A 12,145-nucleotide genomic window follows, 5' to 3' on the forward strand; every position below is an offset into this window, starting at 1 on the left:
TCAGAAATCTTCCAGCCGCCACACTTCGTAAGCTGGCGTCTCGTAGGGATGGCTGAGTTTCAACGCGGCCACCACGGCCACGATCAACTCATCCGCCACCACCAGCTCAACTTTCCATTCCTCAACCTGTTCGATCTGCCCCGCTTCGCCAATAAACGGCTGACTGCCGTCCAGTGGACGAAACTGGCCCAGACCGAGCACCTGCCACGCGCAGTGATCATAAGCACCGATCCGCCCGCCACCGGCGGCGAATACGGCGCTTTTCACGTCTTCGACGTGACTGGTAGGAACAAAAAAGCAGAGCTTGTACACAGCGCTTGGTTCACCCGCTCTTAGTTCACCCGCTCTTAGTTCACCCAGACGCGCGCATTACGGAACATACGCATCCAAGGTGCGTCTTCGTTCCAGTCTTCCGAACGCCACGAGTTCTGCACGGCGCGGAACACGCGTTCCGGGTGCGGCATCATGATCGTGACGCGACCGTCGCGGCTGGTCAGCCCGGTGATCCCGCGCGGCGAGCCGTTCGGGTTGGCCGGGTATTTCTCGGTGACCTTGCCGTGGTTGTCGACGAAACGCATCGCCACGCAACCGGACAGATCGGCTTCCAGCAATGCTTCTTCGTTTTCGAACTCGGCATGACCTTCACCGTGAGCGATGGCGATCGGCATGCGCGAACCGGCCATGCCTTGCAGGAAGATCGAGTTCGACTCCTGGACCTGGACCATCGCCACGCGGGCTTCGAACTGCTCGGAACGGTTACGCACGAAGTGCGGCCAGAACTCGCTGCCCGGGATCAGTTCGTGCAGATTGGACATCATCTGGCAACCGTTGCACACGCCGAGGGTGAAGCTGTCGTTACGTTCGAAGAAACCCTGGAACGCATCGCGAGCGCGGCTGTTGAACAGCGCGGACTTGGCCCAGCCTTCGCCGGCACCCAATACGTCGCCGTAGGAGAAACCGCCGCAAGCGACCAGACCTTTGAACTCGTTCAGGTCGACACGGCCGGCCAGGATATCGCTCATGTGCACGTCGATCGCGTTGAAACCGGCGCGGTCGAAGGCTGCGGCCATTTCCACCTGACCGTTGACGCCCTGCTCACGCAGTACGGCAACTTGTGGGCGAATGTTTTTCTTGATGTAAGGCGCGGCGACGTCCTGGTTGACGTCGTAGCTCAGCTTGACGCTCAGGCCCGGGTTGTCTTCTTCCAGTAGCACGTCGAACTCTTGTTCGGCGCAGTCGGCGTTATCACGCAGACGCTGGATCTGGTAGCTGGTTTCAGCCCAGGTACGTTGCAGCAGACGACGCTGGCCTTCGAACACGGTTTCGCCGTTGAAGGTGATGTTGATCTGGCCGTTGTTCATCGGCTGACCGATTACCGACACGCAGTCACCCAGACCGGCCGCGCTGAACTGCGCGAGGATGTCTGGCGTCGCGTCCTGGCGAACCTGGATCACGGCGCCCAGTTCTTCGTTGAACAGGATCGCGGCGATGTCGGCGGACGTTTCCGCCAGACCGTCGAGGTTCAGACTCAAACCGCAGTGACCGGCGAAGGCCATTTCCACGACGCTGGTCAGCAGACCACCGTCGGAACGGTCGTGGTACGCCAGCAGGTGACCGTCGGCGTTGAGGCCCTGGATCACGGCGAAGAAGGCTTTCAGGTCTTCGGCATCATCGACGTCCGGCGCTTGCGAGCCGAGCTTGCCGTGCACCTGGGCCAGGATCGAGGCGCCCATGCGGTTCTGGCCACGGCCAAGGTCGATCAGGATCAGGTCGGTGGTGCCCTTGTCCATGCGCAGTTCCGGGGTCAGGGTCTGACGGATGTCAGCCACTGGCGCGAAACCGGTCACGATCAGGGACATTGGCGAGGTGACAGTCTTGTCGACACCTTCGTCGGTCCAGCGCGTGGCCATGGACATGGAGTCCTTGCCCACCGGAATGGTAATGCCCAGGTCCGGGCACAGTTCCATGCCGACTGCTTTCACGGTGTCGTACAGACGCGCGTCTTCGCCCGGGTGACCGGCGGCGGACATCCAGTTCGCCGACAATTTGATGTCGGAGATCTTGTTGATGCGCGAAGCCGCGATGTTGGTCAGGGTTTCGCCGATGGCCATGCGGCCCGACGCCGGAGCGTCCAGCAGCGCCAGCGGAGTACGCTCGCCCATGGCCATGGCTTCACCGGTGTAGACGTCGAAGCTGGTGGCGGTGACGGCAACGTCGGCCACCGGAACCTGCCACGGGCCGACCATTTGGTCACGGGCCACGAGGCCGGTGATGGTGCGGTCGCCGATGGTGATCAGGAAGCTTTTGCTTGCGACGGCCGGGTGATGCAGAACGCGTTCGACGCAGTCGGCAATCTCGAGCGTCGACGGATCGAAGTCGTCGCCCAGTTCGTTTTCACGAACAGCGGAACGGTGCATGCGTGGGGCTTTGCCCAGCAGCACTTCGAGTGGCATGTCCACCGGGCTGTTGCCGAAGTGGCTGTCGGTGACCGTCAGTTGCGGTTCGGCAGTGGCTTCGCCGACCACGGCAAACGGGCAGCGCTCACGTTCGCAAATCGCCTGGAAGCGTTCGAAGTCCGCCGGGCCGACCGCCAGAACGTAGCGTTCCTGGGATTCGTTACTCCAGATTTCGTGCGGGGCCATGCCCGGCTCGTCGTTTGGAATGTTGCGCAATTCGAAGCGGCCACCGCGGTTGCCGTCGTTGACCAGTTCCGGGAAGGCGTTGGACAGACCGCCCGCGCCCACGTCGTGGATGAAGCTGATCGGGTTTTTGTCGCCCAGTTGCCAGCAACGGTCGATGACTTCCTGGCAGCGGCGCTCCATCTCAGGGTTTTCGCGCTGTACCGAAGCGAAGTCCAGGTCCGCCGAGCTGGTGCCGGTGGCCATGGAGGAAGCCGCGCCGCCACCCAGACCGATCAGCATCGCCGGGCCGCCGAGGACGATCAGCTTGGAGCCGACGGTGATTTCGGCTTTCTGTACGTGTTCGGCACGGATGTTACCCATGCCACCGGCCAGCATGATCGGCTTGTGGTAACCGCGAACTTCGTCGCCACGGGGGGTGGTGATCGACTGTTCGAAGGTACGGAAGTAACCGGTCAGGGCTGGACGGCCGAATTCGTTGTTGAACGCGGCGCCACCCAGTGGGCCTTCGATCATGATGTCCAGCGCGGTAACAATGCGCTCAGGCTTGCCGTACGGCACTTCCCACGGCTGTTCGAAGCCCGGAATTTGCAGGTTGGACACGGTGAAACCGGTCAGGCCGGCCTTTGGCTTGGCACCACGACCGGTGGCGCCTTCGTCGCGAATCTCGCCACCGCTACCGGTGGACGCGCCCGGGAACGGGGCAATCGCGGTCGGGTGGTTGTGGGTCTCGACTTTCATCAGGATGTGCACCGGCTCCTGCACCGCGCCGTACTGGCGGGTTTCAGGGTCCGGGAAGAAACGACCGGCGACGTTGCCGACGATCACCGAAGCGTTGTCCTTATAAGCCGACAGAACGCCTTCGCTGTGCATCACGTAGGTGTTCTTGATCATGCCGAACAGGCTTTTTTCCTGGCTCTGGCCGTCGATGTCCCAACTGGCGTTGAAGATCTTGTGACGGCAGTGCTCGGAGTTCGCCTGGGCGAACATCATCAGTTCGATGTCGTGCGGGTTGCGCTTCAAGCCGATGAAGGCGTTGACCAGATAGTCGATCTCGTCTTCGGCCAGGGCCAGGCCCAGCTCGGTGTTGGCTTTTTCCAGCGCGGCGCGGCCGCCACCCAACACGTCGATCGCGGTCAGGGGCTTGGGTTCGGCGTGGCTGAACAGGCCGGCGGCCTGTTCGAGGTTGCCCAACACGATTTGCGTCATGCGGTCGTGCAGTACGTCAGCAATCAGCTGCGCTTCGGCGTCGCTGAACTGGCCGGCCACGTAGAACGCGATACCGCGTTCCAGGCGCTGGATTTTGCTCAGGCCGCAGTTGCGAGCGATGTCGCTGGCTTTACTGGACCACGGCGAAATGGTGCCGAAACGCGGCAACACCAGGAACAGACGACCGGTCGGTTCTTGCACCGGGACACTTGGGCCGTACTTCAGAAGGCGCGCGAGCACCTGCTGTTCGTCGCCGGTCAGGACGCCGGTAACTTCGGCGAAGTGAGCGAATTCAGCATACAAGCCGCTGACAGCCGGGACCTTCTGGCTCAGTTGCTCAAGGAGTTTGCTGTGGCGAAAGGCAGAAAGGGCAGGAGCGCCGCGCAGGATCAACATCTTCGGGACAGCCTCGGGAAGGGGTGTGCTTTGAGGCCGTGCATTCTAGCCTAAACCGCCCGCGACATCACCCGAAACGGTGCGCGCGGCCGTACCCGAACGTCGGGCCGGGCATCCGTACCGAAAATCGTTGCATTTGGCGGGTTATTTTTTCTGTCACAAATTGCTGTTCGGGCCCATTCCTGCGGGCTCCCGGGCAGTTTTTCGATGCCTAGCAGACAAGGCCTTCGCTGTCGAGATATGGCGGTCGTGGTCCTTTGCGTATACTGCGCAGATGTTTTCCCCAACGGCTTTGCGTCCGCGGTACGCCAAATGGCTGATCGCAACCGGACTCTTCCTGATGCTCAGTGGCTGTGTTGATAAACCCAACACGCTGGAGCGCGTAAAGGAGGATGGTGTGCTGCGGGTGATCACCCGGAACAGCCCCGCCACCTACTTTCAGGATCGTAACGGCGAGACCGGCTTCGAATACGAGCTGGTGAAGCGCTTTGCCGAAGATCTGGGGGTCGAGCTCAAAATCGAGACGGCTGACAACCTCGACGACCTGTTCAACCAGGTGGGCAAGCCTAACGGCCCGGTGCTGGCTGCTGCCGGTCTGGTCAGCAGCGAGCAACGCAAGAAGCAGGTACGGTTTTCCCATTCCTACCTGGAAGTCACCCCACAGATCATCTACCGCAATGGCCAGTCCCGGCCTACCGACGCTGGCGACCTGGTCGGCAAGAAGATCATGGTGCTCAAGGGCAGCACCCACGCCGAGCAACTGGCGGAGCTGAAAAAGAAATACCCCGGCATTGAATACGAAGAGTCCGACGCGGTTGAAGTCGTCGACCTGTTGCGGATGGTGGATGAGGGGCAGATCGACCTGACCCTGGTCGACTCCAATGAAGTGGCGATGAACCAGGTCTACTTCCCCAACATCCAGGTCGCCTTCGACCTTGGCGATGCCAGCAACCAGAGCTGGGCGGTGGCCGCCGGCGAAGACAACAGCCTGCTCAACGAGATCAATACCTACCTCGACAAGGTGAAGAAGAACGGCACGCTGCAACGCCTGAAAGACCGTTATTACGGCCACGTCGATGTCCTCGGCTACATGGGCGCCACCACCTTCGCCCAGCACTTGCAGCAGCGCCTGCCCAAGTACGAACAGCACTTCAAGAATTACGCGAAGAAAGAGAAAGTCGACTGGCGCCTGCTGGCGGCCGTGGGCTATCAGGAGTCGCTGTGGCAACCGGCGGTCACGTCCAAGACCGGCGTGCGCGGCTTGATGATGTTGACCCAGAACACCGCACAGGCCATGGGCGTGTCCAATCGCCTCGACCCCAAGCAGAGCATCATGGGCGGCGCCAAGTACCTGGCCTACATGAAGGATCAGCTGGACGAGTCGATCCAAGAGCCGGATCGCACCTGGTTTGCATTGGCGGCCTACAACGTCGGCAGCGGCCACCTGGATGACGCGCGCAAACTGGCGGCCAAGGAAGGGTTGAACCCGGACAAATGGCTGGATGTGAAGAAGATCCTGCCGCGGCTTTCAGAGAAGAAATGGTTCAGTAAAACCCGTTACGGCTACGCCCGGGGCGGGGAGCCGGTGCACTTCGTGGCGAACATCCGTCGCTACTACGACATCCTGACCTGGGTCACGCAGCCACAGCTTGAAGGTGATCAAGTGGCTGAGGGCAACCTGCACGTGCCGGGGATCGACAAGTCCAAGCCGAATCAGGAAACGCCGCCGCTTTAGATCTTTGATCGTTCCCACGCTCCGCGTGGGAATGCATCTCCTGACGCTCTGCGTCAGTTGGTGAAGCGGAACGCGGAGCGTGGGAACGATCAGGCTCACCGACCTGTAGGAGCGAGGCTTGCCCGCGAAGGTAGCGCCGCCTGTCTCAACCCTTGAGCGCAGCCGCCAGAATCAGCGCCTTCATCTCCGAAACCGCCGACTTGAACCCGACAAACAGCGCATGGGCCACCAACGCGTGACCGATGTTCAGTTCGTTGATGCCCTTGATCGCCGCCACCGCTTCAACGTTGTGATAGTGCAGGCCATGGCCGGCATTCACGATCAAGCCTTGGGTCAAACCAAACGCCACGCCATCGGCCACACGCTTGAGTTCTTGCGCCACATCAGTCGGCGTCTCGGCATCGGCATAACGGCCGGTATGCAGCTCGATAGCAGGCGCGCCAACACGCTTGGACGCCGCGATCTGCCGCTCATCAGCGTCGATGAACAACGACACTTCGCAACCGATCTTCGACAGGCGATCCACCGCAGCCTTGATCCGCGCTTCCTGCCCGGCCACGTCCAGGCCACCTTCGGTGGTCAGTTCCTGGCGGGTTTCCGGCACCAGGCAAATGTGCGCCGGGCGGATGCGTTCGGCGAACGCCATCATTTCTTCGGTGACGCCCATTTCAAAGTTCATGCGGGTTTGCAGCACGTCCTTGAGCAGCAGCACGTCGCGCTCCTGGATGTGCCGGCGGTCTTCGCGCAAGTGCACGGTGATGCCATCGGCGCCCGCCTCTTCCGCGTCCAGTGCGGCCTTGACCGGATCCGGGTAGCGCGTGCCCCGGGCCTGACGCAAAGTGGCAACGTGGTCGATGTTCACGCCAAGAAGAATGCGATTGCTGGTGGTCACGGAAGCGCTCCTGAATTGAAAGATTCGGCGCACAGCATACGGGGTGATCAGGGCTTGCGAAACAGTTCGCGACTGACCAGCGGACGACCGCCCAAGTGAACAGCCAGCGCCTGACGCATCAGACGCTTGGCGGCGGACAACGCACCGGGCGCGGTCCAGTCGGCTTCGGCCATGGCCAGCAGCTCAGTGCCGTTGAACAAACCGGGTTGCAACAGGTAGACCCGCTCCAACCCTGCATCCACCTGCAAACGATAGAGACCATCCGCCGCGACGGAATCGCCGTGGATGTCGGTATTCAGCGCAAAACCGTAGCCAAGATCATCCAGCAATCGCCATTCAAACGAACGCAGCAACGGTTCCAGCGGTCGACCTTCGGCCAGAGCAAGCAACGTCGCAGCGTAGTGATCGAACACACCGGGATGCGGGTCTTCGGCCGGCAGCAGGCGAATCAGCAGTTCATTCAGGTAGAGGCCACTGAACAGCGCCTCGCCGATGAGCCAGGTCGAAGTCCCCGCACTTTCCATGCGCCCGACATTCTTCAGCTCGCCCCGACCACGGAACTCGACTTCGAGCGGCACAAACGGCCGCGCCAATGTCCCGGCCTTGCCCCGCGCACTGCGCAACACCGCCCGCAGCCGACCTTGCGGCGTGAGGAAGTCCACCAGCGCACTGCTTTCGCGGTAGGCGCGGCTGTGGAGCACGTAGGCGAGTTGGCCGATGGGCGCGGTGGTCGACATGGTGGTCTTGTGTCCCGGTCAGGGATTGCAAAAAAAGATCGCAGACTTCGGCAGCTCCTACAAGGAGTTGCCGAAGGCTGCGATCTTTTGATCGTTGAAGCGTGTTACAGGTCGCCGTAACCCAGCGAACGCAAGGCGCGTTCGTCGTCGGACCAGCCACCTTTCACTTTCACCCAGAGGTTGAGCATGATCTTGGAGTCGAACAGCAGCTCCATGTCCTTGCGCGCCTCGGTGCCGATGCGTTTGATGCGCTCGCCCTTGTCGCCAATGATGATCTTCTTCTGGCCGTCACGTTCAACGAGGATCAAGGCATGGATGTGCAGGGTCTTGCCCTGCTGCTTGAACTCTTCGATTTCGACGGTGATCTGGTACGGCAGCTCGGCGCCCATCTGGCGCATGATTTTTTCGCGTACCAGTTCGGCAGCGAGGAAGCGGCTGCTGCGGTCGGTGATCTGGTCTTCCGGGAAGAAGTGCTCGTTTTCCGGCAGGTAGCCGGCGATCACACGCTCCAGCGCTTCGAGGTTGTGCCCGTGCTGGGCCGAGATCGGCATGATCTGCGCGTTCGGCAGCTGTTCCTGCAACCAGCTCAGGTGCGGCATCAGCTCGGCTTTGTCTTCGATGCGGTCAGTCTTGTTCAGCGCCACGATCAGCGGGCCGGTCACGTATTGGACGCGCTCGAGGACCATCTGGTCTTCGTCGGTCCACTTGGTGCGGTCAACCACGAAGATCACCACGTCGACGTCTTTCAACGCCGCCGAAGCGGTCTTGTTCATGTAGCGGTTCAGGGCCTTTTCGCCGCCCTTGTGCATGCCTGGGGTGTCGACGTAGACAGCCTGGATCGCGCCTTCGGTCTTGATGCCCAGCATGTTATGACGGGTGGTCTGCGGCTTGCGCGAGGTGATCGCCAGCTTCTGACCCAGGATGTGGTTCAGCAGCGTGGACTTGCCCACGTTGGGACGGCCGACGATGGCAACATAGCCACAGCGTGTTGCGGTTGTATCAGTCATTGCCATTCTCCACACCCAGGGCAATCAGTGCTGCGGCGGCCGCTACCTGTTCGGCAATACGACGACTCACACCCTGACCTCGGCTTTTTTCATTCAGTAAGGTGATTTCGCATTCGACGAAGAAGACTCGGCAATGCGGCTCACCCTGGATATCCACCACTTCGTAACGTGGCAGCTCACAGCCCCGCGATTGCAGGAATTCCTGCAGGCGGGTTTTCGGATCCTTGTTGGTGTCGACCAGGGTCAAGCCCTCGAACTCACCGGTCAGCCAGGCCAGCACGCGTTCGCGCGCCATGTCCATGCCGGCGTCCAGGTAGATCGCACCAATCAGCGCTTCCAGGGCATCGGCCAGAATCGACTCGCGACGGAAACCGCCGCTCTTCAATTCACCGGAGCCCAGGCGCAGGTAATCGCCCAGATCGAAACCACGGGCCAGTACGGCCAGGGTCTCACCTTTCACCAGGCGTGCGCGCAAACGCGACAACTGGCCTTCGCGGGCCAGCGGGAAGCGATCGAACAGCGCCTCGCCAGCGACGAAGTTGAGGATGGCATCACCGAGGAATTCCAGGCGTTCGTTGTTACGCCCGGCAAAACTGCGGTGAGTCAGGGCCAGGACCATCAGTTCCTGATCCTTGAAGGTATAGCCGAGCTGACGCTCTAGACGGCTTAAGGAGACGCTCACGGTTTACCCACGCTGAGTTCGTGGTTGGATTCCACCGCCATCGCCATGATGCGGCGCAGGCTTGGGACACTTAACGCTGTGTTCAAAAATTACGTCCTGAATATCATTGTTTTCATGCTTCTGGCGCCGATTGTGGCGGTTCCAGAAATGCATTCGGCGCTGTGTTCAACAGCGCCGTGTGTGATTACTTGATCAGGCCAACCCGCGAGAAATTCGGCAGGTGACTGAGTTTGGGTTCCGGCCAGCTCATCCAGACTGCGAAGGCCTTGCCGACGATATTCTTGTCGGGAACCATGCCCAGCAGATCCTTGGGAATGTTCGGATCATCCCAGTAGCGACTGTCGTTGGAGTTGTCGCGGTTGTCGCCCATCATGAAGTAGTGCCCGGCAGGCACGGTCCAGGTATGGTCCGGCGTTGCGCGGTAGCGGCTCATTTCCTTGCGGATCAGGTGCTCGGCTTCGCCGAGTTTTTCCTTGTAGAGCTCGGCACTGCCCAGCGTGCCCGGCTCGGAGCCGACCAGTTGCTCGGCGATCGACTCACCGTTGACGAACAAGCGCTTGTCGGCGGTGTACCGAATCTGGTCGCCCGGCAGGCCGACTACACGCTTGATGTAGTTGACGTTCGGATCGCTCGGATAGCGGAACACCATCACATCGCCACGCTGTGGATCACCGACATCGATGACTTTCTGGTCGACCACCGGCAAGCGGATCCCGTAGGAAAACTTGCTCACCAGGATGAAGTCACCCACGTCCAGGGTCGGTTTCATCGAGCCGGAAGGAATCTGGAACGGTTCCACCAGGAACGAACGCAGCACCAGCACGATGAACAACACCGGGAAGAACGACTTGCCGTATTCGACCAGCAGCGGCTCTTTGTTCAGCTTCTCGATCACCACCCCGTCAGGCTGGCTGACGCTGCCCTGATAGGAGGTGATGGCAGCACGCCGACGCGGTGCCAGGAAAACCAGATCGAGCAACGCCAACAGGCCGCAGACGAACACGGCGATGACCAGCAACAGCGGGAAATTTAGTGACATAGGACCTAACTATCCAACCTGAGCACTGCAAGGAAGGCTTCTTGTGGAATTTCCACGTTGCCCACTTGCTTCATGCGTTTCTTACCGGCCTTTTGCTTTTCAAGCAGTTTTTTCTTACGGCTAACGTCACCGCCGTAGCATTTGGCCAATACGTTCTTTCTGAGTGCCTTGACGGAAGTCCGCGCAATGATCTGCCCGCCAATGGCGGCCTGGATCGCGACGTCGAACATCTGGCGCGGAATCAGTTCTTTCATCTTCTCGGTCAACTGGCGACCTTTGTAGTGCGCGTTATCCTTGTGCACGATCAGCGCGAGGGCGTCGACCTTGTCACCGTTGATCAGCACATCCAGTTTCACCAGATTAGCTGATTGATAACGATCGAAATGGTAATCCAGCGAAGCATAGCCGCGACTGGTGGATTTCAGACGGTCGAAGAAGTCCAGGACCACTTCGTTCATCGGCAAATCGTAGGTCACCTGGACCTGGGTGCCGAGGAACAGCATGTCGTGCTGGACGCCACGCTTTTCGATACACAGGGTAATGACGTTGCCCAGGTGCTCTTGCGGCACAAGAATATTGGCCCGCACGATCGGCTCACGCATGTCTTCGATCGAGGACAGGTCTGGAAGCTTGGACGGGTTGTCGACGTAAATCGTTTCACCGGTTTTCAGCAACAGCTCGAAAATCACCGTCGGCGCCGTGGTGATCAGGTCCAGGTCGTACTCGCGCTCGAGGCGCTCCTGGATGATTTCCATGTGCAGCATGCCGAGGAACCCGCAACGGAAGCCGAAGCCCAGGGCGTCGGAGCTTTCCGGGGTGTACTGCAGGGACGAGTCGTTGAGCGTGAGCTTTTGCAGGGCTTCACGGAAATCTTCAAAGTCGTCGGAGCTGACCGGGAACAGACCGGCGTAAACCTGCGGCTGAATGCGTTTGAAGCCGGGCAGCACGTCAACGTCGGGGGTCGAGCTCAGGGTCAGGGTGTCACCGACCGGTGCACCGTGAATGTCCTTGATACCGGCGATGATGAAGCCCACTTCGCCGGCCTTAAGGTCAACGGTGGCGGTGTGTTTCGGGTTGAAGACACCGACGCTGTCCACCAGGTGGATCTTGCCGGTGGACTTGACCAGGATCTTGTCGCCCTTCTTCACACGACCGTGGCGCACGCGAACCAGGGAAACAACGCCCAGGTAGTTGTCGAACCAGGAATCGATGATCAACGCTTGCAGCGGATCTTCGTAGTTGCCGGTCGGCGCAGGAATGGTCTTGACCAGACGCTCGAGCACCTCGTCGACGCCCAGGCCAGTCTTGGCGCTGCACTCGACTGCATCGGTAGCATCGATGCCGATGATTTTTTCGATTTCTTCTTTGACGCGGTCCGGATCAGCCTGTGGCAGGTCGATCTTGTTCAGGACCGGCATCACCTCCAGGCCCTGCTCGATCGCCGTGTAGCAGTTGGCAACCGACTGCGCTTCAACGCCCTGACCGGCATCGACCACCAGCAACGCACCTTCACAGGCCGCCAGCGACCGGCTGACTTCATAGGTGAAGTCGACGTGGCCCGGGGTGTCAATGAAGTTCAGCTGGTACTTGATACCATCTTTGGCGGTGTAATACAGGGTGACGCTATGGGCCTTGATGGTGATCCCGCGTTCACGTTCCAGGTCCATGGAGTCCAGGACCTGGGCTTCCATTTCGCGCTCGGCAAGGCCGCCGCACATCTGGATGAAGCGGTCGGCCAGCGTCGACTTGCCATGGTCAATGTGGGCGATGATGGAGAAATTGCGGATATGACTCAAATCACTCACGGAT

Annotated in this window: 9 protein-coding genes; 1 reads left to right on the forward strand and 8 read right to left on the reverse strand. The window is 60.4% G+C overall.

Going from position 1 to position 12,145, the window contains the following annotated elements; all coding sequences use genetic code 11:
• Complete coding sequence (locus FQ192_RS04070) at nt 1-312, reverse strand: YqfO family protein (RefSeq protein WP_149657460.1); 312 nt, start codon at nt 310-312, stop codon at nt 1-3.
• 35 nt (nt 313-347) lie between these two features.
• The gene (purL, locus tag FQ192_RS04075; RefSeq protein WP_149657461.1) at nt 348-4,244 is read right to left on the reverse strand and encodes a phosphoribosylformylglycinamidine synthase; all 3,897 of its coding nucleotides are present in this window, start codon (nt 4,242-4,244) and stop codon (nt 348-350) included.
• A 274-nt stretch (nt 4,245-4,518) separates the two neighbouring features.
• Here purL and mltF point away from each other — a divergent pair, with 274 nt between their 5' ends.
• Nucleotides 4,519-5,979, forward strand: a complete 1,461-nt coding sequence (gene mltF / locus FQ192_RS04080) for a membrane-bound lytic murein transglycosylase MltF (RefSeq protein WP_149657462.1) — start codon at nt 4,519-4,521, stop codon at nt 5,977-5,979.
• Nucleotides 5,980-6,124: 145 nt separating this feature from the next.
• Here mltF and pdxJ read toward each other — a convergent pair whose 3' ends face one another.
• The 6 genes from pdxJ to lepA all read right to left on the reverse strand — a co-directional run bounded on the left by pdxJ (nt 6,125) and on the right by lepA (nt 12,141).
• A complete protein-coding gene (pdxJ, locus tag FQ192_RS04085) occupies nt 6,125-6,871 on the reverse strand; it encodes a pyridoxine 5'-phosphate synthase (RefSeq protein ID WP_149657463.1) in 747 nt (248 codons plus the stop codon).
• 47 nt (nt 6,872-6,918) lie between these two features.
• Nucleotides 6,919-7,608 carry a DNA repair protein RecO gene (gene recO, locus FQ192_RS04090; protein WP_149657464.1) on the reverse strand — a complete coding sequence of 230 codons (690 nt, stop codon included), beginning with the start codon at nt 7,606-7,608 and terminating at the stop codon, nt 6,919-6,921.
• Nucleotides 7,609-7,712: 104 nt separating this feature from the next.
• Nucleotides 7,713-8,615, reverse strand: coding sequence for a GTPase Era (gene era / locus FQ192_RS04095; RefSeq protein WP_054054777.1), 903 nt, complete (start codon nt 8,613-8,615; stop codon nt 7,713-7,715).
• The gene (gene rnc, locus FQ192_RS04100; RefSeq protein WP_054054779.1) at nt 8,608-9,297 is read right to left on the reverse strand and encodes a ribonuclease III; all 690 of its coding nucleotides are present in this window, start codon (nt 9,295-9,297) and stop codon (nt 8,608-8,610) included. Before rnc ends, era begins: the two co-directional genes overlap by 8 nt.
• A 184-nt stretch (nt 9,298-9,481) precedes the next feature.
• Entirely contained in the window at nt 9,482-10,336 is an 855-nt protein-coding gene (lepB, locus tag FQ192_RS04105) for a signal peptidase I (protein ID WP_149657465.1), read from the reverse strand.
• Nucleotides 10,337-10,341: 5 nt separating this feature from the next.
• Complete coding sequence (lepA, locus tag FQ192_RS04110) at nt 10,342-12,141, reverse strand: translation elongation factor 4 (RefSeq protein WP_059403403.1); 1,800 nt, start codon at nt 12,139-12,141, stop codon at nt 10,342-10,344.
• Nucleotides 12,142-12,145: the final 4 nt, after the last annotated feature.

Source organism: Pseudomonas sp. ANT_J12 (assembly GCF_008370045.1).
Lineage (GTDB): Bacteria > Pseudomonadota > Gammaproteobacteria > Pseudomonadales > Pseudomonadaceae > Aquipseudomonas.